23 protein-coding genes are annotated in these 25,911 nt (G+C 52.7%); 6 read left to right on the top strand and 17 right to left on the bottom strand.

Annotated elements, in window-relative coordinates; genetic code table 11:
• Positions 1–14: 14 nt before the first annotated feature.
• The 7 genes from ACI6NM_RS14060 to ACI6NM_RS14030 form a co-directional block, all read right to left on the bottom strand.
• Complete coding sequence (locus ACI6NM_RS14060; protein ID WP_262426989.1) at positions 15–920, bottom strand: L-2-amino-thiazoline-4-carboxylic acid hydrolase; 906 nt, start codon at positions 918–920, stop codon at positions 15–17.
• A gap of 9 nt (positions 921–929) precedes the next feature.
• Complete coding sequence (locus ACI6NM_RS14055; RefSeq protein WP_262426988.1) at positions 930–1,796, bottom strand: L-2-amino-thiazoline-4-carboxylic acid hydrolase; 867 nt, start codon at positions 1,794–1,796, stop codon at positions 930–932.
• 19 nt (positions 1,797–1,815) lie between these two features.
• Positions 1,816–2,775, bottom strand: a complete 960-nt coding sequence (locus tag ACI6NM_RS14050; RefSeq protein ID WP_262426987.1) for an ABC transporter ATP-binding protein — start codon at positions 2,773–2,775, stop codon at positions 1,816–1,818.
• Positions 2,772–3,770, bottom strand: a complete 999-nt coding sequence (locus ACI6NM_RS14045; RefSeq protein ID WP_262426986.1) for an ABC transporter ATP-binding protein — start codon at positions 3,768–3,770, stop codon at positions 2,772–2,774. The genes ACI6NM_RS14050 and ACI6NM_RS14045 overlap by 4 nt, the downstream gene beginning before the upstream one ends.
• Before the next feature lie 9 nt (positions 3,771–3,779).
• On the bottom strand, positions 3,780–4,664 hold the full coding sequence (locus ACI6NM_RS14040) for an ABC transporter permease (protein WP_262426985.1): 885 nt from the start codon (positions 4,662–4,664) through the stop codon (positions 3,780–3,782).
• A 14-nt stretch (positions 4,665–4,678) separates the two neighbouring features.
• On the bottom strand, positions 4,679–5,605 hold the full coding sequence (nikB, locus tag ACI6NM_RS14035; RefSeq protein ID WP_262426984.1) for a nickel ABC transporter permease: 927 nt from the start codon (positions 5,603–5,605) through the stop codon (positions 4,679–4,681).
• Positions 5,606–5,705: 100 nt separating this feature from the next.
• Positions 5,706–7,265, bottom strand: coding sequence for an ABC transporter substrate-binding protein (locus tag ACI6NM_RS14030; RefSeq protein WP_438500929.1), 1,560 nt, complete (start codon positions 7,263–7,265; stop codon positions 5,706–5,708).
• 191 nt (positions 7,266–7,456) lie between these two features.
• Here ACI6NM_RS14030 and ACI6NM_RS14025 point away from each other — a divergent pair, with 191 nt between their 5' ends.
• Positions 7,457–8,422 carry a LysR family transcriptional regulator gene (locus ACI6NM_RS14025; protein WP_262426982.1) on the top strand — a complete coding sequence of 322 codons (966 nt, stop codon included), beginning with the start codon at positions 7,457–7,459 and terminating at the stop codon, positions 8,420–8,422.
• Positions 8,423–8,426: 4 nt separating this feature from the next.
• A complete protein-coding gene (locus ACI6NM_RS14020) occupies positions 8,427–9,308 on the top strand; it encodes a LysR family transcriptional regulator (protein ID WP_158357760.1) in 882 nt (293 codons plus the stop codon).
• Here the strand turns inward: ACI6NM_RS14020 and ACI6NM_RS14015 are convergent.
• Positions 9,305–10,591: an MFS transporter gene (locus ACI6NM_RS14015; protein ID WP_262426981.1), complete on the bottom strand. Its 1,287-nt coding sequence runs from the start codon at positions 10,589–10,591 to the stop codon at positions 9,305–9,307. The two genes, ACI6NM_RS14020 and ACI6NM_RS14015, sit on opposite strands and share 4 nt — an antisense overlap.
• A 15-nt stretch (positions 10,592–10,606) precedes the next feature.
• Positions 10,607–11,665, bottom strand: a complete 1,059-nt coding sequence (locus ACI6NM_RS14010) for an NADH:flavin oxidoreductase (protein WP_262426980.1) — start codon at positions 11,663–11,665, stop codon at positions 10,607–10,609.
• Between the two features lie 134 nt (positions 11,666–11,799).
• Here ACI6NM_RS14010 and ACI6NM_RS14005 point away from each other — a divergent pair, with 134 nt between their 5' ends.
• Positions 11,800–12,906 (top strand): branched-chain amino acid aminotransferase, encoded by a 1,107-nt coding sequence (locus tag ACI6NM_RS14005; RefSeq protein WP_262426979.1) that lies wholly within the window; start codon positions 11,800–11,802, stop codon positions 12,904–12,906.
• Between the two features lie 86 nt (positions 12,907–12,992).
• On the opposite strand, the gene ACI6NM_RS14000 is transcribed toward ACI6NM_RS14005, so the two are convergent.
• Together ACI6NM_RS14000 and ftsH are read right to left on the bottom strand one after the other, a co-directional pair.
• Positions 12,993–14,537, bottom strand: a complete 1,545-nt coding sequence (locus ACI6NM_RS14000; protein WP_262426978.1) for a S8 family peptidase — start codon at positions 14,535–14,537, stop codon at positions 12,993–12,995.
• Entirely contained in the window at positions 14,530–16,608 is a 2,079-nt protein-coding gene (gene ftsH / locus ACI6NM_RS13995; protein WP_262426977.1) for an ATP-dependent zinc metalloprotease FtsH, read from the bottom strand. Before ftsH ends, ACI6NM_RS14000 begins: the two co-directional genes overlap by 8 nt.
• 195 nt (positions 16,609–16,803) lie before the next feature.
• Here ftsH and ACI6NM_RS13990 point away from each other — a divergent pair, with 195 nt between their 5' ends.
• From ACI6NM_RS13990 to ACI6NM_RS13980, 3 genes are all read left to right on the top strand, one after another.
• Complete coding sequence (locus ACI6NM_RS13990) at positions 16,804–17,298, top strand: DNA-deoxyinosine glycosylase (protein ID WP_215653482.1); 495 nt, start codon at positions 16,804–16,806, stop codon at positions 17,296–17,298.
• 43 nt (positions 17,299–17,341) lie between these two features.
• Positions 17,342–17,524, top strand: a complete 183-nt coding sequence (locus ACI6NM_RS13985) for a hypothetical protein (protein WP_215653481.1) — start codon at positions 17,342–17,344, stop codon at positions 17,522–17,524.
• A 132-nt stretch (positions 17,525–17,656) separates the two neighbouring features.
• Positions 17,657–18,559 carry a radical SAM protein gene (locus ACI6NM_RS13980; RefSeq protein WP_330599891.1) on the top strand — a complete coding sequence of 301 codons (903 nt, stop codon included), beginning with the start codon at positions 17,657–17,659 and terminating at the stop codon, positions 18,557–18,559.
• Between the two features lie 674 nt (positions 18,560–19,233).
• Here ACI6NM_RS13980 and leuB read toward each other — a convergent pair.
• The 6 genes from leuB to speE form a co-directional block, all read right to left on the bottom strand.
• On the bottom strand, positions 19,234–20,319 hold the full coding sequence (leuB, locus tag ACI6NM_RS13975) for a 3-isopropylmalate dehydrogenase (protein ID WP_262426976.1): 1,086 nt from the start codon (positions 20,317–20,319) through the stop codon (positions 19,234–19,236).
• 185 nt (positions 20,320–20,504) lie between these two features.
• On the bottom strand, positions 20,505–21,371 hold the full coding sequence (gene aguB, locus ACI6NM_RS13970) for an N-carbamoylputrescine amidase (protein WP_215653479.1): 867 nt from the start codon (positions 21,369–21,371) through the stop codon (positions 20,505–20,507).
• 10 nt (positions 21,372–21,381) lie between these two features.
• Entirely contained in the window at positions 21,382–22,536 is a 1,155-nt protein-coding gene (aguA, locus tag ACI6NM_RS13965; protein ID WP_262426975.1) for an agmatine deiminase, read from the bottom strand.
• A gap of 38 nt (positions 22,537–22,574) precedes the next feature.
• Positions 22,575–23,720 (bottom strand): carboxynorspermidine decarboxylase, encoded by a 1,146-nt coding sequence (gene nspC / locus ACI6NM_RS13960; protein ID WP_262426974.1) that lies wholly within the window; start codon positions 23,718–23,720, stop codon positions 22,575–22,577.
• A gap of 63 nt (positions 23,721–23,783) precedes the next feature.
• Positions 23,784–25,043 (bottom strand): saccharopine dehydrogenase family protein, encoded by a 1,260-nt coding sequence (locus ACI6NM_RS13955; protein WP_022272522.1) that lies wholly within the window; start codon positions 25,041–25,043, stop codon positions 23,784–23,786.
• A 2-nt stretch (positions 25,044–25,045) separates the two neighbouring features.
• Positions 25,046–25,900 (bottom strand): polyamine aminopropyltransferase, encoded by an 855-nt coding sequence (gene speE, locus ACI6NM_RS13950; protein ID WP_022272523.1) that lies wholly within the window; start codon positions 25,898–25,900, stop codon positions 25,046–25,048.
• Positions 25,901–25,911 lie beyond the last annotated feature (11 nt).

Genomic DNA, 25,911 nt, shown 5'->3' with positions numbered 1-25,911 from the left:
GCCTGCAGCCACCCTTATGCATTTTCCTTTAAAATCCCCAGTTCACCATGGAAAACCGGATAAAATGTATTTACAAACAGCTCCCTGATTCCCTCGTTGGTATAAAAACTCCAGAGCGGTTCCTGCTCTGGATCCAGAGCCAGGGGATAATTCAGATCCACAAACTCCCGGTTCACCGGCTCGTTCTGCTCCTTTGCCTGCTCCTGGATCCGTCGGGCCGCATCATGTGCCAGAGCCTTCAGTCCTTCCCCAATGGCTGCCTTTCCCGCGTCGCCCAGCATCTCCTCTGCTGTGGATGCCAGATGATAATAAAGCTTGATGAACAGTGTGCTGAATCCACTCTTTCCATACGCCTGGGGAATATCTGCCGAGGGTCCGGCGTATCCAGGATCATATTGTTCAAAACACACCGGTTTTAATTCCTCCGGAAGATTCTCTGGCCGCAACACCACATTGAAGGCACAATATTCATCTTCCTTCTGGGTCAGGGTTTTCGCCAGATTTACCTTTGTGTATCCATAAGCATAGGAACTGTAACAGGCATTATGGAATTCCTCACAGTACATCCTTCCTATCTCCATAAAACCATATTTCTTCCAAATTTCCGCCATTGGACAATAGAGCGTATGGGAAACCCGCTCCTCTGGATTCAGCTCCTGCAATTCTCGCTTAAACCGGGGATCTGGAGGAAGATCCGGACCTACTGCAAACAGGCTGTGCATATTGATCTTGACTCCGGCGTTCAAGTGTTTGTTGCGGAGCGTTTCCGCTCTGTCCCTTCCAAACCTCCTGGTTCCCTCCCTGGCTGTTTTCTCTCCCTGCTCCCCAAAATGCTCTATGAGACTTTTGACCAGGAACGGATAGAGGAGTGTATAATTATCATCCAGATTCATGATCTGTATTTCTTCCTTACTGTACATGGTCCCCTCCTATAAACATAATTTTTTTCTTAGCCGGCTGACCAGACGGCTTTCCAGAAGCCGGAAAGCTGCCGCTCCTGAGCTTTCCTCCCGGCATTCCTGTGTCTGCCCCGGAATCTCCACCGGAAAATAAAGACTTACAAATGAGTCATCCAGAGCGGAGCCTGTATGCTCTGCCTCTTTTTTCAGGGTCTTAACGGCATCCTCCAGGAACTGGTCCAGGCCATCTGCCAGAGCTGCCAGTCCATCCTGGCCTAAAAATTCCTCTGCCGCCGCAGCCAGATGACCGTACAAAAGAAGGAAACGGTCTTCTACCGGATACTGTCCTGAACGTCCACTTTCCTCTCCCCTGTTTCCAAAACATTGTTCCTTCTGGTCCTCATCCATGTTGGCCGGACGGAGATAAAATGCAAACCGACAGAAAAAGTCCCTATCACATGTCATGGAATTAGAAACATTCGCCTGCCCCCGCCCATCTGTATACGCATCCAGAAGGCTGTGGGCCAGTTCTTCACAATAGCATCTGCCCGCCTCGGTACAATCCTCTCTTTTCCAGACCTCTGCCAGAGGGCAGTGATACACCTCTTGAAGCTGTACCTCCTCTGTATCTTTTATAATGTTTCTTTTAAAGCGTGGGTCTGTACCGCAGCAAGGCTCCATTTGGAACAGGGTATGAAGATTTGTTTTCTTCCCAAGTTCCAGATACGCTTTTCTGATTCCTTCACCCAGATCCCTTCCATAACGGATCACAGCCTCCCTGACAGCCCGCTCACCCCGTTTTCCTCCGGCTTCCATCATTGATCGGGCAATAAATCCATACATTTTTGCAAAATAATCAAACTTATTCTGAAATTTAATTTCTTCCAAATTATTCATATGTTCCTCCAGGATCCTTTTATTCGTTTAAAAAGCAGGCATTAAAATGGCCGGGAGCAATCTCCTTTAACTGTGGTTCCTCCGAATGACACCGGCTGCTGGCATAGGGGCACCGGCTGGCAAATCTGCATCCAGGCTTAGGATCCACCGGAGAAGTGATCTCTCCCTTTAAGAGGATCCTCTTTCTCTGATTATGGATACTGGGAACCGGAATGGCTGACAGGAGCGCCTGAGTATATGGATGGACTGGATTCCGGAACAGTTCCTTTGCCGGTGCTTTTTCGATCAGACGGCCCAGATACATCACTGCAATATCATCTGCAAAATAATGGACCACTGATAAATCATGGGTGATGAACATATAGGTCAGTCCCATCTTCTCCTGGAGTTCATCCATCAGATTTAAAATCTGTGCCTGGATCGAAACGTCCAGGGCGGAAACTGGTTCGTCGCAAACAATAAACTGTGGATTTAAGGCCAGGGCCCTGGCAATACCAATTCTCTGTCTTCGCCCTCCATCCAACTCATGAGGATATGCATTATAGAGCCGTTCAGCCAGGCCCACGATCTCCATGATTTCCGCCACACGCTCCATACGTTTTCCCTTATCTGTGATAATCCCATTGAGTTTCAGCGGCTCTGCAATGGTTTCACTGACAGTTTTTCTCGGATTTAAAGAAGAAAACGGATCCTGGAAGATGATCTGCATCCTGGTCCGCATCCTCCTCATCTGGTCCTTTCCCAGTGAACGGATATCCTCACCATCAAACAGAATCTCCCCCTCAGTGGGTTCCACGATCCTTAAGATCGCACGGCCAGTGGTGGATTTTCCGCATCCAGATTCTCCCACTACTCCCAGGGTCCTTCCCCGGTCAATGGTAAATGACACATCATCCACTGCATGCAGCATTCCTTTAGGTGTTTTAAAATATTTTTTAAGGTTTTTTACCTCAAGCAACGGACTGCTGGAATTGCTCATCTCCACTTCTCCTCCTTATCCCCGATATTCTGCTCATTATAAAGGTGACATTCCACAAAATGAGTCTCGTTCCGGTATACCTTAGGTGGTTTTTTTGTCCGGCATATCTCCATGGCATGGTCACATCTGGGATAAAACGGACATCCCAGGGGCAAGTCCGTGGGATCCGGCATCAAGCCACGGATAGGCTTCAGCTTTTCCGCCTGGTTCTCAATGTTGGGGAGGGAATTGAACAGCCCTTCTGTATATGGATGTCTGGTATTATCAAACACATCTGCCAGCGTCCCATGCTCCACAACACGGCCCGCATAGACCACAGATACCTCGTCACAGATTTCTGCCACAATTCCCAGATCATGGGTGATCATCAGCATGGACATTTCATATTTTTCCTTTAACCCCTTCATCATCTCCAGAACCTGGGCCTGGATCGTCACATCCAGAGCCGTAGTGGGCTCGTCCGCGATCAGAAGTCCCGGTGTACAGGAAAGAGCAATGGCGATTACAACTCTCTGTTTCATCCCTCCAGAAAACTGATGAGGATATTCCTTTGCCCGTTCTCTGGGAATTCCTACCATTTCCAGCATTTCCTCTGCTTTCTTTAAAGCATCTCCATGATTTAATCCTTCATGGATCTTAATGGCCTCTGCAATCTGATCCCCCACAGTCATAACAGGATTTAATGAAGTCATGGGATCCTGGAAGATCATAGCCACTGCATCCCCACGGATCTGATCCATCTCCTTGTCTGTCAGTGCACGGAGATCCTTTCCATTTAAGAGGATTTCCCCGCTTACGATCACTCCCGGAGGACTAGGGATCAGTCCCAATACTGCCAGGCCGGCCGTAGTCTTTCCAGCTCCTGTCTCCCCCACAAGGCCCAGGGTCTTTCCCTTTTCAATAGAAAGGCTTAAACCGTTCAATGCCTGTACCACACCACTGCGTGTCCGGTATTCCACCACAAGATCTTTAATTTCAATCGTCTTTTCCGCCATAATGTCCTCCTATTTCAGTCTCGGGTCCAGAGCATCCCGCAGCCCGTCTCCCAGAAGATTCAGCGCCAGGATCGTGAGCATGATGGCAAGACCTGGAATAAAGGTCAGATAACTGTAATCCCGGATATAATTTCTTCCAGCCGACAAAAGTGCTCCCCACTCCGGCGCTGGCGCCTGTACGCCCAGGCCCAGAAACGAAAGGCCGGCGGTGTTGGAGATCATAGCTGCAACCCGGAGTGTCGTCTGTACAATGATAGGGCCAATGCAGTTGGGAAGGATATGACTGAAAATGATTGTTCCATCCTTCGCCCCAATGGCTCCGGCTGCCTCAATGTACTCTACTTCCCGGACTGTAAGAACAGAGCTCCTGACAATCCTTGCAAAGGTAGGGACTGCTGACAGAGACAGTGAAATAATAAGATTCGTAGTACTGGCTCCCAAAGCTGCCACAATGACCATGGCTAAAAGCGTCATGGGAATGGCCAGAAAAATATCCGTAATCCTCATTATTATCTCATCCAGGAGTCCGCCGTAATATCCGGAAACAGCACCCAGAATGCCTCCAATAATCAAGCTGGCCAGCACAGAAACAAAACTTACGGACAGAGACAGCCTGCTGCCATGAACCACTCTGGCCAGAAGATCCCTTCCATATTCATCTGTACCAAAGAGATGTTCTGCTGAAGGCCACTGGAGCCGCTCAGAAATGTTCTGCTCCACAACCTGGCTTTCGTAATCGAACAGCAGATCTGCGGAAAGTGATACCCCCACCAGAAGGATCAGGAAGATGAGTCCGGCCATGGCGGCCTTGTTCCGCACCAGGAGAGACATGACCTCTCTGACCGGGCTTACCTTCTTATATTTTTTTGAAAGGTCAGATGATGTATTTCCCATAATTGCCTCCTGTTTTATGAATACATTGCTTTGATTCTTGGGTCTACAAATGCATAAAGAAGATCCACCAGAAGGTTGACCACAGAAAAGCAGACCGTCATGACAACCATGCACCCTAACACCATTGGCACATCGCGTGAGCTGATGGATTGTACCATCAGTCGGCCGATTCCCGGCCAGGCAAATACGGTTTCTGTGAGAACGGAGCCGCCTAAAAGCTGTCCCAGCTGAATACCACAGACTGTTATCGTGGGAATCAGAGCATTCTCAAAGGCATGCTTTACAATAGCATCCCGTTTGGGAACTCCTTTCGCTCTTGCTGTCCGGATATAATCCTGGCGTACTGTCTCCAGCATAGAGGATCTGGTCGTTCTGGCAATGGAGGCCATATTCATAAACCCCAGGGAAATAGCTGGAAGCACATAACTTTTCCAGCCATCAGCCCCCTGGACCGGGAACCACCCCAAATTTAAGGAAAATGCCAGGACCAAAAGTAGTGCCAGCCAGAAAATGGGCATGGAAACACCCACCAGAGAAATCACCATGCTGATATTGTCAAAAAATGTATTTTGTTTGACTGCAGCCAGGATCCCCAGAGGAATTGCCAGGAGAATCGAGACAATACCAGCTACAATGGATAGGTTAAATGTATATGGAAACCGTGAAAACACTTCGTCCGCCACAGGGCGTTTCGTTGCATATGATGTTCCCAGATCGCCTTTGCAGAAATTGACCATATATCTTACATACTGGACGATGACCGGATCATTTAATCCCATCTCTTCCCGCAGTTCCTCCACCTGCTCCTGGGTGGCTCCCTCGCCCAGGAGCAGTTTTGCCGCATCTCCCGGAGCCAGCTGCATTACCATGAAAACAAAAAAGGTCACTCCCAATATCACGGGAATCAGCGAAAGCAGACGCCTGATTATAAATTTGATCATAGCTTCCTCCTCATAAAACGCTGCCGGTACAGACGGAGAGGCCGTCCGCTGCAAAAACCTTTTCTGGCTCCTGCAGCATTCCGGCCGCCTTCACATCCGGCTATTTCCAGTACATGTCATTGAAGCCCACATATCCCGTAGCGCTGGCTGTCACACCGCCCAGATCCGCAGAATATGCCCGGAACATCAATGGCTGATACAGGGAGATCTGAGGTGCCAGTCCGTTTACAGTTTCCACAATCGTTTTGATCTTTCCGATACGCTCTGTATCATCAATGGTAGATTCAGCATCACGGACCATTTTATCTACTTCTTCGTCCTTTAAGGAACCTGGATATGTCAAGGCACGGTCCGAATGGTACCTCTGTACATAGGTCAAGGAGTTGGACGGAGACCAGGAAGAAATCAGTCCAGTGTAGTTTCCAGCCTCCCAGTCTGCAAAGTATGTAGCCGTATCGGTAGAAACCACCTCCACCTGGATGCCCAGTTTAGAAAGATTACTCTGGATGACTGTGGCCACAGCTACCTTCGTCTCATTGGAACAGATGATCGGGAGAACAATGGATGATGGATCACCGCCCCATTTATCCAGGTATTCCTTTGCCTTATCCAGATCATAAACCGCAGCCCCTGCATCAGTATCTCCTTCATAGCCCATGGCAATAGCAGTATAGTTGGAGGCTCCATAGCCATTTAACGCAGCTGCAATGACATCCTCTCTATTAATTCCGTAATTAATGGCCTGGCGGACATTGACATCATTAAATGGTTCTTTCTCCAGGTTAATGCCCAGGAAAAAGTTCTCCACACTGGTAATTTCCTTGACCTCAAATTTCTCATCTGATTTCAGCCGTTCTACGTCTGCACTGGGAACATCATACACAAAATCCACTTCTCCAGCCTCCAGGGCAATGGTTCTGGAGGTTCCCTCCGGAATAATCTTAAACACCAGATTCGGAATAGATGCCTTTCTCTCTGCATCAAAGTATTCTTCAAAGCCTACGAAATTCAACGAATCCCCATACTGCCAGGATACAAACTTATATGGACCAGTACCAACAGGTTCGCTGTTGAAGTCATGACCGCTCTCGATCAGTTCTTCTGGAACAATAAAATTATAATGATAGGCCAGGTCAGCCGGAAGGCCTGCATAGGGCACCTCTGTCACAATCTTCACAGTCTTGTCGTCCACCGCTTCTATTGTTTTAATGTTTCTCGTATAATTAGCGCTTCCTGGGAAAGTTTTTGCCCATTCGATACTGGCAGCCACATCCTGGGCAGTACAGTCGGAACCATCATGGAATTTAATCCCATCCTTTAAAACAAATGTCCATTCTGTCTCATTTTCCACCGTATAGCTTTCTGCCAGATCCGGAACCACCTCCAGCGTTTCATGATCCACCCGCATCAGACCATTATAAGTAAGAAGATTCATGTAAACTCCTACGATCGAATCATGGTCACAGGTGGTAAGGGACGGGGGCTCGCTGGTCAGAGCCACCGTCAGCGTATCCTTTTTTTCTCCTCCGCTTTCTTCATTCTGCGCTCCGACCGTCTCCCCATCCGACGGTGCGGGATTTTTTGTACTGCACCCCGCTAATGAACCCAGGGACAGCGCTGCCGTCATACACAGACACAACAGTTTTTTCATTTTCCTCATAATCCACTTTCCTTTCTCCGACTCTGTTACAGATGCGCATACTGTAATTACTTAATTATGTCGTTTTTAGTAATTATTTGTAAATTTATTATAGCAGTTGACGGTTACATATGCATAATATATAATTCTGGTAATCGTTATTGGAATATCCGATAGTATTATCTACAATTTTTGTATTCAGGAGGTTTCTTGTGACATTAAACCAGTTGAAATATGTGATTGAAATTGCCAGAACTGGCTCCATCAATAAAGCTGCCAGCAACCTTTTTATCTCCCAGCCTGTGCTGTCAGCCTCCATTAAGTCTCTGGAGACCGAATGCGGGAAACCACTGTTTTCCCGTTCCAACCGTGGGATCGAGCTGACACCTTTCGGAAAGGTATTTCTCTCCTATATCACACCGATCCATATGCAGCTTTGCCAGCTGGATGACATGATCTTTAAAGAGCAGAAAAAACCCCAGCACCATCTTACCATCGCTAGCAATGGATTCCATTTCATCAGTAATATCTGTTCGGAACTCTATAAAAAATACCAGTCCGAAGGCATCAAACTGGAGTCCCGGGAGGCCTTTGGTATCGAAGCCTTAAATCTGGTTTCCAACCAGATTGCAGAAATTGGAATCATCCGCCAGTGGAGCTGCTATAAAAATCTGTATTCCAGCCAGTGCCGCGCCTTGAATCTGGAATATTATCCCATTACCCGGTTAAATATTGCCGTCACTGTCGGTACCGGGAGTCCTCTTTTTTACCGAAAAGAAAGCTCCATCTCCCGGGACATGCTGAAGCCTTATCCCATGGTCATGTATGACTATATGGACTCAGGTCCCTTTGCAGATATTTTCGAAAAGCTGAAGCTGTCTGGATCCGGCAGTCGGATTGTTACTTCATCACGTTCTGTGATCTATGAAATTCTGGAACACTGTGATGCCTGGTATCTTAACTCCAACTATACCTATTCTATTCCTGTGGAGGAGATCAACAAAGCGGCACATCATCAGAAAACACTCACTCTGTCCGACTGTGACATTACCTCTGAAATCGGCTGGGTAAAAAGCAAAGAACTTCCTCTTTCCCCCCTGGCCGAAGAAGCTATTAAAATGATCCGGGATCTGCTGATTCCCAATACCTGGGAACTTTCCGGACGAATAAAAGGATAACGCTATGGAATTACGCGAGATCGCCGCCTTCCTCCAGGTGGCACAGCTAAAGAGCTTTTCAAAGGCCGCCCGGGCCCTGGGCTATTCCCAGGCGGCAGTCACCATCCAGATCAAGCAGTTAGAGCAGGAGCTGGGGATCCATCTGTTTGACCGCATCGGAAAACAGACCATCCTGACCCATCAGGGCATGGTCTTCTATGACCATGCCGCCGCCGTCATGCGGGAGATCTCCTGCGCCAGGGCCGCAGTGACCGAAAGCCAGGAGCTGACCGGGGCACTGACCATCGGGACCATCGAATCCATCTGCGCCTCCATCTTCCCGGATCTTATGGAGGCCTTCCATAAGGCCCACCCAAAGGTAAAGGTCAGCATGGTCCTGGACTCCCCGGACGTGCTTCTGGACCGGATGAACCACAACGCCATCGACTTCGTGTACCTTCTGGATCAGAAGATCTACGACCACCGCTGGGTCAAGGTCCTGGAGGAGCCGGAGGACATTGTCTTCGTGGCCTCGTCTGCCCATCCCCTGGCTGGCCGGAAAGCCCTGGAGCTTAAGGAGCTCCTTCCGGAGCCCTTTCTCTTAACTGAAAAGGACGCCAGCTACCGGTTTGTTCTGGACCGGTATCTGACGTCCATGGATCTGCGGATCGAGCCGTTTTTAGAAATTGGAAACACGGAATTTATCATCCGCCTGCTGAAAAACAATGCCGGGATCTCCTTTCTTCCGGAGTTTTCCATTAAAAACGAAATATCGGCAGGACATCTGGCCGTCCTGCCGGTAAAGGATTTTCATATGCATATCTGGCGTCAGATCCTCTATCACAAGGATAAATGGGTCACCAGGGAGATGGACGCCTTCATCCGCCTGGCCCAGGAAGCGCCCTAAGCCCTTTTTTCTGCCCTTAGGCTCCGGCCCCCGGCCCACACCAGGGCCAGGGTGATCAGAAGGAGAAGGCCGCTGACTCCGATGGTCAGATCGTAGCTTCCGGTGAGATCATAAAATTTTCCAAACCAGGTATTAAAGGGAGACACCAGAAGCGTCCCAAACATGGTCACATAGGAATAGGCCGTCCCATAATCCTCGCCCTTCCAGAACAGCTTACAGAACAGCGGAGCCATCACGGAGGACAGGGGAGGCGTGATCCCGTAAAGGAGGGCTCCCGCCATGACGCTGGCCGGAAGTCCCAGGAGCAGAAGGACATGGCCGATCTCTGACACCAGGATCGAAAGCTCAAAGGTGCGGACCGCCCCGAACACGTCGCTGGCCTTTCCAAGAAACAGCTTGCTGGACATGTTCCCAAGGAGCGCCATGGTGGTCATCATGGCCGCTGCAGTCATGGGAAGGCCCGCATCCAGGCCGCAGGAGGTCAGGAACATATTCAGATAAGAGCCGGCCAGGGCTCCCGCATAGGCCAGAAGCGCCAGATAAAAGACCGGCTGCTTTGCCAGGGATGCCAGGGAAAGTCCCTTTTCCGGACCAGCCGCTGCGGCTGACGGACCATTCTTTCTGACATCCGGCCTTTCTCCGGAAGCAGCCGCTGTTTCCGGAAGCTCCTCCGCCCCATAGGGGAGCATCCCCTTATCCGACGGCCGGTTCCTTAAGACAAACAGGGAGACCGGAAGGATCAGGACGATGCTGGCCGCCCCGATGATCCCGTAGCTGGCCCGCCAGCCCAGGGCCGGGATCATAAAGCCCAGGGCGCTGCTCCCCATCATGCCCATGAGGCCGGAAAATGCGGCGGAGATCCCCACAGCCATTCCTGCCTTTTTGTGGAACCAGTTATTTAAAAGGATGGGGGCCGCGATCATGCACAAAAATGAGGACGCGATCCCCTGGATCATACCGGCCGCATACCACTGCCACAGCTCTGTGAAGGTCCCCATGGCCATATTGGAGACGCCGAACACCACTGCCGCCGCGCTGATGACCGCACGCACGTCCAGCTTCTGGAAGCTCTTCGCCACAAATGGAAGGACCAGAGCAGAGCTTATGGAATAAAGCATCCGGTAAAACGTAAATTTCCCCATCTCAAATCCCAGATCCTGGCACACCGGAGAATAAAACACCCCGGAGCAGTTATTGATCAGTCCCAGGCTGGCTCCCTGCATGATACAGCAGCCAGCCAGAATGAACCAGGCATAATGGATCTTTTTTCTTCCCTTTTCCATGTCCGTAAGACTCCCCTATCTCTTTCTGTTAAAAAGCAGCTTCCCGGCACACTGATCCGGATCCGACCGCCACATACACGTTTTGCAGTACAGGCATTTCCCCGGGTCCCGTCCCGCCTTCACATCGCTGGCCCAGTTATAATTCACTAAAACGCCGCGGCCGATGTTGACCATATCCGCCCCGGTCTGCTTAAGAACGGCCTCTGCCGTCTCCCCGTCCTGGATTCCGTACACAGCAAAAACAGGAACCGACACCGCGGCCCTGATCCGTTCTGCCCCGTAAATGGCCTCTGCAAAGGGATAGCCCTGCGGCTTCTCACGCACAGCTTCCTTATCAAAGCCATAGGACACGTTTATAAAGTCGATGCCCATGGCCTCCAGCTTTTTAGCATGGGCCACACCGTCGGAAATTTCCGGCTCAAAGGCCCCCAGACGGATCCCCACCACAAATTCCGGCGGCGTCACCTTCCGGATCCCGTCGATGATATTTTTTACGATCTGCATATCTTCCGCATTATACAGATCTGTCCTCCGGTTCACCCGGCGGTTAAAAAACTGGCACAGCAGGTAATTGTGGCAGCCATGGAGCTCCACGCCGTCGTAACCGGCCTCATATGCCCTTCTGGCTGCTTCTATGAAATCCCCTTCGATCTTCTGGATCTCCTCCACAGAAAGCTCCCGCCCATGGCGCTCCCTTCCCTTAAAGACCAGGGAATAATCGCTGGGACATACGGGATCCTCTGTTTCAGACACCACCCCGGCGTGATGGATCTGTAAAAGCAGAGGGACGCCCTCTCCGTGGACTGCCTCCACGATCCGCTTAAGCCCCGGCACATGGGCATCGCTCCAGATCCCCAGCTGGTCCCGGCTTAAACGGCCATTTTCACTGACACAGGTGGCCTCCTGGATGATGAGCCCAGGTCCTCCCTTTGCCATGGCCCGGTAATGCTCCACGTTCCTATCCACCACCATGCCGCTTTCATCGCTCCATCCGAAGCAGACCATGGGAGGCACGCAGATCCGGTTCTGGATCTCCAGATTTTTCAGCTTCCATGCAGTAAATAATCGTTCCATTTTCCCCTTCCTTTCCATATATTCATATCGGTCATAACTTGAAATTATATTGTATCACATTTTTCGCATTTTTCATAGATTTTTTTCATCTTTTTGCCATAAAAAACTTGAAGTCTGCGGAAGAACTCATTATAATGGAAAAAAATAATTACCGGCCGCAAAAAAGCCCCGGAGGCTCCATTTCCGGCAAAAGCGGCAGAACGGAGGAAAAATCTATGGCAGCAAAAAACATCGACTGGGCCAATCTCGGATTCGGCTATATGAAAACCGATTACAGATACGTTTCCAATTATAAAAACGGCTCCTGGGACCAGGGAGCCCTGACCACCGACGACCAGATCCTCTTGAATGAGTGCGCCTGCGTATTCCAGTACGCCCAGACCTGCTTTGAGGGCTTAAAAGCCTACACCACCGAGGACGGCCATATCGTCACCTTCCGCCCCGACTTAAACGGCGAGCGGATGGAAAACTCTGCAAAGAGACTGGAAATGCCCGTATTCCCCAAGGAACGCTTCGTGGAGGCCGTTACAAAGGTCGTAGAGGCCAACGCCGATTATGTGCCGCCCTTCGGCTCCGGCGCGACCCTCTATATCCGTCCCTATATGTTCGGATCGGATCCCGTCATCGGCGTAAAGCCGGCCAGCGAATACCAGTTCCGCACCTTCTGTACGCCGGTGGGCCCCTACTTTAAGGGCGGTGCAAAGCCCATCACCATCCGCGTCTGCGACTTTGACCGGGCAGCCCCCCACGGCACCGGCCATGTAAAGGCCGGTCTGAACTATGCCATGAGCCTCCACGCCATCGTGGACGCCCACCAGCAGGGCTATGATGAAAATATGTATCTGGACGCTGCCACAAGAACAAATGTGGAGGAGACCGGAGGAGCCAACTTCATCTTCGTTACAAAGGACAACACCGTCGTAACTCCCAAGTCCGACAGCATCCTTCCGTCCATCACCCGCCGCTCCATCCTCTATGTGGCCGAGCATTACCTGGGCTTAAAGGCAGAGGAAAGAGAGGTTCCCTTTGAAGAAGTGAAGGAATTTGCAGAGGCCGGCCTCTGCGGGACCGCCGCAGTGATCTCTCCCATCGGAAAGATCGTGGACCATGGAAACGAGATCTGCCTGCCCAGCGGCATGGAAAAAATGGGTTCCGTCACCCAGAAGCTTTACGATACCCTGACCGGCATCCAGATGGGCCGCATCGAAGCGCCCCAGGGCTGGATCCATGTGATCCGGTAAAAGGGAATACCAAAATGCAAAAAACCGTTGTTTTACAGACTGGCTGCTCTCCCTGCCATACCCCCTGTAAAACAACGGTTTTCTATTTACTGGTCCAGGACCCCCGGACCCTCCCGCAGATCTGCGATCCTTACGGTATAGGCCGTATCGTTGCCCCTTCTGTCCCTGGCATAAAACGTATAAACGCCCGCCTGGTCGATGCGGAAGGCGGCAATGTCACGGTCACTGACTGTAAAGGACTGGCAGTCCTCCCTTTCCCGGAACCATTCCGCATTCCGTTCTCCCGGCGCATAATAAAGAACGTCCAGATCCCCGTCAATATCCACGACCCTCACCTTCAGATACAATCCGGCCAGGGTCCGTTCCGTCCGGGCCTCCAGGTGGGGAGCTGTGCCGTTTTCCGGCCTGTGCCCGCCTGCTTCAAAGGCTTTCCCGGAAAGCGTCCCCAGGTCATACCTTAGGGCCGCCCCCACGTTTAGCATTCCTCCGGTCTTTACCTTTCCGGAAAGACTGTCCAGGGGAGTCACAGAATTTAAAAGGATCTCCTTCACCTCCGCCGCCCCGATGCCGTCAAAATGGGACCAGACCATGGCCGCCGCCCCGGTGACCATGGGAGCCGCCATGGAGGTTCCTGTCATATAGCTGTATGTGTTTCCCGGCGTGGTACTTAAGATATAGCTTCCCGGCGCAGCCAGGTCCACCGATTCCACGCCGTAGTTGGAGCTTTCGTGGAGTTCTCCCCCGCAGGATATATTGGCTGCGGAGATCACATTGTCCAGCTCATAGGAGGCCGGATAGACCGGCGTCCTGTCGATATCCTTCCCGTCGTTTCCCGCTGCTGCCACAAAAAGCATGGAGGAATCCCGGATGGCGCAGTACAGGGCCTGGTCATTGGTAGGAGAAGTAAGGCTCAGATTGCAGATCGAAGCTCCGTTGTCCTCCGCATAGCGGATGGCCTTGATGAGAGCCGCTGTATTTCCTTCACCGTCCCCGCCTCCCAGAGCCTTCACCGGCATGAGCTTCACCCGGTCCCCCGGGATCATCCCAGAGATCCCAACACCATTGCCGGAGGACGCCCGGATGGTACCGGCCCCGTGAGTGCCGTGGCTGTCCTCGGAGCCATTATAGATCTGGTTATTGTTATGGTAAAAATTCCAGCCGTTCACATCGTCCGCGTATCCGTTTCCGTCGTCATCCAGGCCGTTTCCCGGGATCTCATCCTCATTGACCCAGATAGCTCCCGCCAGATCCTCATGGGAAATATCCACTCCGGTATCGATGACGGCCACCACCACGTCCCGCTTTCCCTCTCCGTAGGAGGCCCAGGCATCGGCCATCCCCACATCGATCCCGGCCGCTGCCCGGATCCGCTCCACCTGGACCAGCATGCCTAAAAGCTCCGGCTCCTCAAAATGCCAGTCCCCGGGCGCCCATGGCTGTCCAAAGGGGTCGTCGTAGACCGCATACCGGTTCTTCTCCTCTTCAATGGAAAAGGTCCCGTCATTATAAAAAGCCCACTGTTCAGAAAAGGACGGATCCCCCGGCGCATAAGGCGCGCCGTAGGAAGCCGTCCACGGGAGTCCGGCGGCCAAAAATGCCGCCAGTCCCCCCGACAAGATCCATTTATTCATTTTCAGCCCCTCCGGTCTCCGCCTTCCGGCCTTCCGGTACATTTCCAGCCGTTTCCGCCGCAGACTCCCCCTCTTCCAGTTCAGACGGAACCTGGGTCCGGCTGTCCGTTTCCGGTGCAGCCCCGGACGATTCCCTGGGTGTCTCCGGCCGTTCCATGGCCGCCGGATCCACAGGAGCGCCTCCCATGCGTTTTTTCTCGGGCCGGATCTCCTCCTCCGGTTCCGGGATCCCCTTCACCTGGCGGAAAATCTTCATGAATTCCTTACCAGTGATGGTCTCCTTTTCGATCAGGAAATCCGCGATCTTATCCAAAGCGTCCCGGTTTTCCGAAAGGAGCCGTTTCGCCTCCGCGTATGCGCCCTTTAACATCCGCATCACTTCCACGTCGATCTCCGCCGCCGTGGCGTCGCCGCAGTTCAATACGGTACGGCCCGTCAGATACTGGTTTTCCTGGGTGGCAAGGCCCATGAGTCCAAATTTCTCCGACATTCCGTACTGGGTCACCATGGCCCTGGCGATCCTGGTGGCCTGCTCGATATCATTGGCAGCTCCCGTGGTCACCGTATCGAACACGATCTCCTCCGCTGCCCGGCCGGCCAGGGATACCACCAGCATGGCCTCCAGCTCTTTTTTCGTATTTAAGAATTTCTCTTCCTCCGGCACCTGCATCACATAGCCCAGTGCGCCCATGGTCCTGGGCACGATGGTGATCTTCTGCACCGGCTCCGCATCCTTCTGGAGAGCCGTCACCAGAGCGTGGCCCACCTCATGGTAGGATACGATCCGTCTTTCTTCCTTACTTAAGATCCGGTCCTTCTTTTCCTTACCCACAAGCACCAGCTCCACCGCCTCAAAAAGATCCTTCTGGCATACGGCCTGGCGCCCGTGCTTAACGGCGTTGATGGCCGCCTCGTTCATCATATTGGCCAGATCCGCGCCCACGGCTCCGGAGGTGGCCAGGGCGATTTCTTCAAAGTCCACGGTCTCATCCAGCCGCACGTCCTTGGAATGGACCTTTAAGATATTCACACGGCCCTTCAGATCCGGCTTATCCACAATGACACGGCGGTCAAACCGTCCCGGTCTTAAGAGTGCCGGGTCCAGGATCTCCGGCCGGTTGGTAGCCGCCATCACCAGAAGGCCCTTGGAGGAATCAAAGCCGTCCATTTCAGAAAGGAGCTGGTTTAAGGTCTGCTCTCTCTCGTCGTTTCCGCCAAACCTGGAATCACGGCTCCGTCCGATGGCGTCGATCTCGTCAATAAAGATGATACAGGGAGCCGACTGCTGGGCCTGCTTGAACAGGTCCCGGACACGGGACGCTCCCACGCCCACGAACATTTCCACAAAGTCCGAACCGGACAGGGAATAAAACGGCACCTGGGCTTCTCCGGCCACCGCCTTGGCAAGCAGCGTCTTACCCGTTCCCGGAGGGCCCACCAAAAGGGCTCCCTTGGGGAGCTTGGCGCCGATCTTTGTATATTTCTGGGGATTATGGAGGAAATCCACGATCTCCACCAGAGACTCCTTGGCCTCGTCTTCACCGGCCACGTCGGCAAAGGTCACGCCGGTCTCCTTCTGGACGTAAACCTTGGCGTTGCTCTTTCCAACGCCCATGATGCCGCCTCCGCCGCCCATACGGCTGAACATCATATACAGCAGTCCGATCATCAGCACCGACGGCAGCACCCACCCAACGATGAAATTGATGATGCTGGAGCTGGCGCTGGTGTCCTCGCCCTCGAAGCGCACACCGCTTTCCAGAAGCCGGTCCGTCAGTTTCAGATCCTGGACCCGGACCGTATAATACTGGATCAGCCTGGAATACTGGGTGGAGCTGCTCTTTGGCACGATCACCAGCCGGCTGCCCGACTCCCGGACCGCCTCCACCTCTCCGTCCTCGATCATCCGGACAAACTCGTCATAGCTGACCTCCTGGCTCTGGCTCTTTTTCAGGGCAGAGTTCATCATGCTGACCACCGCCAGCGTGATGCACAGGACGATCACCATGACCCAGATCCCCGGGCCTCCCGGCTTCTTTCCATTATTTCTGTTCTGATTGTTGTTATCCATTCTGTCTTTCTCCACTTTTTCTATAACTATATCCTTCGGACATGGCACCCCGATACTTAGACCATTATAAGTTGAGTTTCCCCAGATAGCAATAAAAAAAAGATAAATTTAAACTTTTCTTTGACAAAATCCTTTATTTTTGCCATACTCTACAAAGACACATAAAAACCGCCATCTCATACGGAGGCCTGTTCCATGGAAACTGTGACCCACCCCATTCCTCCCCTTTTTGACGCTTCCTCCAGGATCCTGATCCTGGGCTCTTTTCCATCGGTCAAATCCCGGGAGGGCCTGTTTTTTTATCATCATCCCCAGAACCGTTTCTGGAAGGTACTGGCCGGAGTCCTTGAGGAACCGGTGCCCGGCTCCATTGAGGAAAAGAAAATATTCCTGTTAAAGCACCGCATCGCTCTCTGGGACGTGATCGCCTCCTGTACCATCGAAGGCTCCAGCGACAGCACCATAAAAAATGTGGTCCCCAACGACCTTTCCGGGATCCTTTCAGCCGCAGATATCTCCCGGATCTTCTGCAACGGAGGCGCTTCCTTCCAATATTATAAAAAATACCAGGAGCCCCGGACCGGCCGGGCAGCCGTCCGCCTTCCCTCCACCAGCCCGGCCAACGCCGCCTGGTCCTTAGACCGGCTGATCCGGGAATGGGCCGCCATCCGGGACAGCCTCCATGCATAAACCGCCAGGATCCGCGGAACAATAAGCTGCGGAGGTGATACACATGGACCAGAAGCCTGGAAAAAAGGCGGAAAACAAAGACGAATACGACGTGGATATCCAGTCCTGCTCCGCCATGGACTGCACCGGACTGATTCCATCCCTGCCCCAGTCCTTTGCGGAGGTGGAGCACTATAACGATCTGTATCAGTTCCTTCCGGAGCATGTGAGTGACCCGGAGGAATAACTATCCCACTGCCAGACCAGAAACCGGAGACGGCCCCTGGCCTGCATCCCCGGCTCACTGCCAGACCAGAAAAGCTGCCCCAGGCAGCCTCCCGGATCTGGCAGAATCTACATAAAATGAGGTGACATCCCCATGTCCATGAATTATGAATCCTGTACCCTGTGCCCCAGGATGTGCGGGGCCGACCGGACCAAGGCCCCTGGCTTCTGCGGCGCTTCCCACCAGATCAAAGCCGCCCGGGCAGCCCTCCACCAGTGGGAGGAGCCATGCATCAGCGGCACAGCCGGCAGCGGGACCGTATTCTTTTCCGGCTGTACCCTAAAATGCGTTTTCTGCCAGAACTATCCTCTGAGCCATGAAAATTTCGGAAAAGAAATTTCCACAGCCCGACTCGCTGAGATCTTCCTGGAGCTCCAGGAAAAGGGCGCCCACAACATCAACCTGGTGACGGCCACCCAGTATCTCCCGTCCATCCGCCAGGCCCTGGAGCTGGCGCGGCCAGAGCTTCACATCCCCGTGGTCTATAACAGCGGCGGCTATGAGCGGACTGAAACCATCCGGGAGTTTTCCGATTGCATCGACATCTGGCTTCCGGATCTTAAATATTATGACAGCAGCCTGTCTGAAAAATACTCGGCAGCCCAAAACTATTTCTCCATGGCCTCCAAAGCCATAAAGGAAATGATCCGCATATCCGGCGGGCTGGCCTGGGACCCGGAAAACCCGGGGCTTTTAAAAAAAGGCGTAGTGATCCGCCACATGGTCCTTCCCGGAGCAAAGGAGGACTCCATCCGGCTCCTTCACTGGATAAAGGAAGAGCTGCCTCCAGGACAGTTCCTTTTAAGTATACTGAGCCAGTATACGCCATTTTATAAAAGCAGCCAGTATCCGGAGATCCGCCGCCGGATCACCACCTATGAATACCAGAAGGTCGTGGATACTGCCATCGAACTTGGGCTTACAGACGGATATATGCAGGAAAAAAGCAGTGCAAAAGAAGAATACACCCCGCCCTTTGATCTGAGCGGGATCTGACATGCAAAAATTTAGTGGGTACCGAAAAAGTCACTTACTGATTCTCCCGATACCCACTCTACATTTCGTTGTCCATTGGACGATCCTCACTTTCGAGTTTTTTATCTATATTAAATTTTCTTTCTTCACTCCACCGGTTTTTCGAATTTTTTCTTCTGTCATTTTTTCTTTTTCATATCGATTATTGTATTTTTCTTATTGATACTTTCTCGTCATATCTTTAAGTAATATCAGATAACCTTTTATGATCCGTTTGTTCCGGTTTTGTGGTTTTCCTATGTTTAGACTTTTATTTTTTTATAAAAGCTAAACGAGATTTAAGTCTTCGGTGGTCCGTACCTCCTTTGCTTAGATTTGGACGTTCATTTCGAGATAGGAATCTTTTTTGGATTTCCTTCTCCAAAGAGTTTTGAAATCTTTTTTAAGGATTTTTGTTTCTCTTTGTTTTTGTTGTCTTTATTATAGACGAACAGTATCGTTTTGTCAATACATTTTTTAAAAATTTTTATTTTATTTTTCTGTTATCTTTTAATTGTGTTATTGTGTAGAATTATTCTGATTATTTGTTTTTCCATGCCTTCTGCACCAGAGCCATATTCCATACAAAAAGGCTGCTGGAAAGGAGAAGCCAAGTCCCCTCCTTTCCAGCAGCCCCCGTATCTGATCCACAGTCCTTATGCGATCTGGCTGCAGATCAGGTCGCCCATTTCCTTCGTTCCCGTCTGCTTCATTCCCTCCGCCATAATATCCGCTGTCCGGTATCCCCCGGCCAGGACCTTTTTCACCGCATTTTCCACCGCTTCCGCTTCCTTATCCAGATCAAAGGAAAACCGCAGCATCATGGCCGCCGAAAGGATGGTGGCAATGGGATTGGCAATGCCCTTTCCCGCAATATCCGGGGCAGAGCCGTGGCTGGGCTCATAAAGGCCGAACTTTCCTTCGTTTAAGCTGGCGGAGGAAAGCATTCCGATGGAGCCGGTGATCATGCTGGCCTCGTCGGACAGGATATCCCCGAACATGTTTTCCGTTAAGATCACGTCGAACTGTCCCGGATCCATCACCAGCTGCATGGCGCAGTTGTCCACCAGCATGTTCTCCAGAGCCACCTCCGGATAATCTGCCGCCACCTCCGCCACCACCTTTCTCCAGAGCCTGGAGGAATCCAGCACATTGGCCTTATCCACGCTGGTGACCTTCTTCTTTCTCTTCATGGCCGTTTCAAAGGCCTTCACCGCCACACGGCGGATCTCCGTCTCATTGTAGACCAGGGTATCCGTGGCCTGCATGACTCCGTTGACCTCCTCTGTATGACGTTCCCCGAAGTACAGGCCTCCGGTCAGCTCCCGGACGATGACCATATCAAAGCCGTCTCCGATGATCTCCCGCTTTAACGGGCAGGCGTCCTCCAGCCCGTCATACAGACAGGCAGGCCGGATATTGGCAAAGAGGTTCAGCCCCTTCCGGATCGCCAGAAGCCCGGCCTCCGGACGCAGCTCAGGAGCCACGTCATACCAGCGGGAATTGCCCACATGGCCGCCCACGGCTCCAAGCAGGACGGAATCGCTGTTTTTTGCCGTTTCCAGGGCTTCCTTTGTCAGCGGTACGCCGTATTTGTCAATGGAAACGCCGCCCATATCCACTTCTGTGTAATGGAACGTATGGCCGAAGACCTGGCCCACCCGGTCCAGAACCTTTTTGGCCTCTGTGACGATCTCCGGCCCGATGCCGTCGCCGGGGATCACTGCGATCCTGTATTCCATAAGATATTCCTCCGTCTATTCCCTGTGATGTCCTTTATCTTATCCCATTCCCCCGGCCTTTTCAATGGCAGCACCCGTTTTCGTGTATACATATTTGTCATGGCATCCATAACCGACGGCCAGAAAAGATCCGCAGATCCCGCCGGGCGGGCCAGTTCCTTCATCTGCCTGCCGCCCGGACCAGCCTACTCCTTATACAGCTCCGGTCTCCGGTCCCGGAACAGTCCCCAGGAAAGGCGGTCCTCCGCCAGGGCGTCCAGATCGAAGGAGGCGGTGATCACGCCCTCCGAATCCCGGTCCATGGATGTTACCAGCTCTCCCGTTCCGTCGGTGATAAAGGAGGAGCCGTAGAACCGGAGGGAAGAGCTCTGGTTTCCATTTTCCGCACAGGGCTCCACCGTCTCCAGACCCACCCGGTTGGCGGCGATCACCGGCATCAGATTGCAGGCGCTGTGGCCCTGCATACACCGTCTCCAGTGGGGCATACTGTCCACCTCCAGGATCGGCTCACTGCCGATGGCCGTGGGGTAGAATAAGAGCTCTGCGCCCTTTACGGCCATGAACCTGGCCGTCTCCGGGAACCACTGGTCCCAGCAGATGCCCACGCCGATGACAGCGTACCGGGTCTTAAAGGCTTTAAAGCCCGTATCGCCCGGAGTGAAATAAAATTTTTCCTGATAATAATGGTCGTCGGGGATGTGTGTCTTTCTGTAGATCCCCAGATTCTCCCCGTCCGCATCCAGAATGGCCACAGTATTGAACAGGCGGTTTTTGTCCCTCTCATAAAAGCTGATGGGGAGCACCACAGAAAGCTCCTTCGCCACCTTTGAAAAATGGCGCACCGCATCGTTTTCCTCCACAGGCTTTGCATACCCGTAATATTCATATCTGCGCTCCTGGCAGAAATAGGGCCGTTCAAACAGCTCCGGGAGAAGGATGATCTGCGCTCCCTCTGCCGCCGCCTTCCGCACCAGGGCCTCAGCCCTGGCGATATTTTCTTCTGCATTTTCCGTGCAGCGCATCTGCACTGCCGCCACAGTTACCTTACGCATAAAAACCTCCTTATAAAGACTCACAGACGCCGGACGCAGGGATCTGCTGGGTGATGCAGTGGATGTTGCCTCCGCCCAGAAGAATATCCCTGGCTGCCACCGGATGCACCTTCCGTCCCGGGAACAGCTCCGCCAGGATCCTTACTGCCGTCTCATCGTTTTCGTCTCCGAACTGGGGTACGACCACCCCGCCGTTGGAAATATAAAAATTCACATAGCTGGCTGCCAGACGCTCTCCGGCCTCCCGCACGTCCTCGCCAGGCTCAAATTCATAGCCCTTAAGATCCTCCTCCGTAACACAGATAGGCGTTTTAGGGATCGGAAGCTTATGGACCTGGAGCCTGCGGCCACAGGCGTCCACAGAAGCCTCCAGGGCCTTTAGGCAGGCCATGGACAGCTCATACTGGGGATCCGCCTCGTCATCGGTCCAGGCCAGTACCACATGGCCCGGGGCTGTGAAGGCACAGATATTATCCACATGCTCGTTGGTCTCGTCGTTATAGATCCCCCGGGGCAGCCAGATGACCTTTTTCCCTCCCAGATATGAGAGGAGCCTTTCTTCGATCTCCTCCTTCGTAAGCTCCGGATTCCTCCCGACGCTTAAAAGGCAGGATTCTGTCACCAGGATGGTCCCCTGGCCGTCGCTGTGGATGGAGCCGCCCTCCAGCACAAAGGGATGGGCCTCATAGCACTCATACCCCAGGGCCTCACAGAACCGCTCCGCCACCTGGTCGTCTTTTTCCCAATGGGCATACAGACCGTCCACGGTTCCGCCCCAGGCGTTGAATTCCCAGTCAATGCCCCTGACGTCCCCTGCCCTATTCTTCACAAAGGTGGGGCCCACGTCCCTGGCCCAGGCATCGTCAGATCCCATTTCCAGCACATGGATCCGGGCTCCGGTCCCTGGCGTTTCCGCTGCGGCCTCCCCCGTGACCCCCAGGGCCCTCCTGGCATCCTCAGCCACGTCCGGCTCTGCCAGCATATATACGTCCTCGCTCTCTGCAATGGCATGGGCCACGTTCTTAAACGCCTCCCTGGCCTTTACCGCTCCGTAATTCCAGCTTCCGGGACGTTTGGGCCAGATCATGATGCAGCCTCTGTGGGGTTCAAATTCTCCGGGCATGGAATATCCCTCTTCTCCCGGAATTCCCATTAATTTCTTCATATTTTCTGTACTCTCCTGTTTTAAAAAGGCGGCCGCATTTACGCCAGCCGCCCTTTAAAGTCTTCGTATCCGAATTCCCGGATCACCTTACAGTTTCCGTCCTCCTCCATCACAGCAATGGCCGGCAGGGCCATGCCGTTGAAGGTATTGTTCTTCACCATGGAATAAATGGCCATATCCTCAAAATACAGCTTATCTCCCACATGGATCTCATGGTCAAAGGAATAATCCCCGATCACGTCCCCGGCCAGGCAGGTACAGGAGGACAGGCGGTAGGTATACGCCTTCTCTCCCGGCTTCCCGGAATCCTTAAGGGGCGGCCGGTAGGGCATTTCCAGCACATCCGGCATATGACAGGCCGCCGAAGCGTCCAGCACCAGAGTGGAGATCCCGTTCTTCACAATGTCCATAACCTCCGTCACCAGATAGCCCGCATTTAAGGCAATGGCCTCCCCCGGCTCCAGGTATACCTGTACGCCGTAGGTCTCCTTTATATGGAGGATGCACCGCTCCAGACGGGCGATATCGTAGTCCGGCCGGGTGATGTGGTGGCCGCCGCCCATATTGAGCCATTCAATGTTGGGGAGCTCCAGGTATTTCCCGAACTTTTCCTCCACCGCTGCCAGAGTCGTCTCCAGATCGTCGGAGTTCTGCTCGCAGAGGGTATGGAAATGGAGGCCGGAAAGCTCTCCGGCCAGATGCTCCGGGAAGTTTTCCAAGGTCACTCCCAGACGGGATCCAGGCGCGCAGGGATCGTAAATGGCATGATCCCCTTGGGTGGAGCATTCCGGATTGATCCTGAGTCCCACGCCCACACCGTTTTTTCTGCATATCGGAAGGAATTTTTCCAGCTGGGCCGCAGAATTGAAGATCACATGGTCGCAGATCCCGGCGATCTCCTCAAATTCAGCCGCTTTAAAGGCCGGGGCGAACACATGGGTCTCCAGGCCAAAGGGCTCTCCCATCTCCTCATAGCCCAGCCGCGCCTCATAAAGGCCGCTGGCCGTGGTACCGTCCAGATAGTCTGCGATCCGCGGGTATTCATAAAAACAGGAGAATGCCTTCTGGGCCAGCAGGATCCTGCATTCCGTGCGGTCCCTTACGCCTGCCAGGATCTCCAGATTCTCCTTCAGCTTCTTTTCATCGATCACATAACAAGGAGTCGGAAGCTCATGTATGTTCATGGTCACACCTCTGTCGTTTTAAAAAGGGCCGCCGAAAGCCACGCCTTCAGCGGCCCGCCGTTTTTACTCTACGGTCTGGGGATTTTCGTCCACTACCCACGGAAGCCCCCACTTATTTAAGGCCTCCATATACGGATCGGGATCGAACTCCTCTACATTGAATACGCCCTTGCCGTTCCATTTTCCTGTCACCATCATCATGGCGCCGATCATGGCCGGTACGCCGGTGGTGTAGGAAACAGCCTGGGAGCCCACCTCTTTATAGCATTCCTGATGGTCGCAGACATTGTAGATATAAATGGTCTTTTCCTTTCCGTCCTTTACGCCGGTGAAGATACAGCCGATGTTGGTCTTTCCGACGGTTCTGGGGCCTAAGGATGCGGGGTCCGGTAAAAGGGCCTTTAAGAACTGGATGGGAACGATCTCCTGGCCGTTATATTCTACCGGAGAGGTGGATAACATGCCCACATTCTCCAGGCATTTCATATGGGTCAGATAGCTCTGGCCAAAGGTCATGAAGAAACGGATCCGCTTTACGCCCGGGATGTTCTTTGCCAGGGCCTCGATCTCCTCGTGATGTAAAAGGTACATATCCTTCTGGCCCACCTGGGGGAAGTTGTACTCTCTCTTGATCTCCATGGGCTCTGTCTCCACCCAGTGGCCGTTCTCCCAGTAGGAGCCGTTGGCAGAAACCTCCCGGAGGTTGATCTCAGGGTTAAAGTTGGTGGCGAAGGGATAGCCGTGGTCGCCGCCGTTGCAGTCTAAGATGTCGATGGTGTGGATCTCGTCAAAGTAGTGCTTTAAGGCGTAGGCGGTAAACACGCTGGTCACGCCCGGGTCGAAGCCAGTGCCTAAAAGAGCCATCAGGCCGGCCTTCTCGAATCTCTCTTTATATGCCCACTGCCAGGAATAGTCAAAATATGCTGTGAAGCCCTCTTCCTTACAGCGTTTTTCATAAATGGCCCTCCACTCCGGATCGTCCGTGTCCTCGGGCTCATAGTTGGCGGTGTCAATGTAGTTGACTCCTGCCTTTAAGCAGGCGTCCATGATGGTCAGATCCTGGTAGGGAAGAGCCAGGTTTAATACTGCGTCCGGCTTATAGGACTCCATTAAGGCTGCCAGCTCGTCCACATTGTCGGCATCCACCTTCGCTGTGGTGATCTTTGTGGAGGTCTTTCCCTCCAGCTCTGCCTTTAAGGCCTCACACTTGGAGACCGTACGGCTGGCGATCATGATCTCCGTAAATACCTCGCTGTTCTGGCAGCATTTATGGACTGCCACAGAAGCGACGCCGCCGCATCCGATAATCAGTAATCTGCTCATTTTTATTGTTCCTCCTCTTCTAATAGATCCTCCACATATTTGGGCAGCATAAAGGCTCCCATATGAAGATGGGTCGTGTAATACCATGTTTCTATCTTAAGACCATTCCACTCCTTAGGCTTGAAATCCTTGATGGGATGATACTTTTTCGATGCAAAGCCAAACAGCCAGTAGCCCGACGGACAGGTGGGGATGTGGGCCTGGTAGACGCGGCTGATGGGGAAGGAACGGAACGCCTTCCTGTGCATGCTGCGGCAGGCCGCCTCGTCCTCGTCATAGAAGGGGCTTCCATGCTGGTAGACCATGATCCCGTCGTCCTTTAAGGCATTGTAGCAGCTTCCGTAAAATTCCTTTGTGAACAGGCCCTCCGTATGGCCGAAGGGGTCTGTGGAATCGTTGATGATCAGGTCATAGATCCCCTTTTTATTTCTCAGGAAGCGCAGGCCGTCGTCATAATGGATCTTCACCCTCTCATCATCCAGGGCGCAGGCCACCTCCGGGAAATATTCCCGGCATACGTCCACGAACATCCGGTCCGTTTCCACCACGTCGATGCTCTCGATGGACTTATACTGCAACAGCTCCTTGGCAACGCCGCCGTCGCCGCCGCCGATGATCAGCACATTCTTCACATGGGGATGGACGGCCATGGGCACATGGGTCACCATCTCATCATAAATAAACTCATCTTTTTCAGAGAATACGATCTCCCCGTCCAGGGAAATAAACTTTCCAAACTCCTCGGAGTCAAACACATCGATCCTCTGATATTCGCTTTCTCCGGAAAAAAGCTGTTTTTCGATCCGGACAGAAAGCTTTACGTTTCCCGTATGCAGCTCTGAAAACCAGAATTCCATTCTGCACCTCC

This window comes from Pilosibacter sp. YYHA0881 (genome assembly GCF_051602715.1).
In the GTDB taxonomy this organism is placed as follows: domain Bacteria; phylum Bacillota; class Clostridia; order Lachnospirales; family Lachnospiraceae; genus Alitiscatomonas; species Alitiscatomonas aceti.
This window is presented reverse-complemented; position numbering and strand designations above follow the sequence as displayed.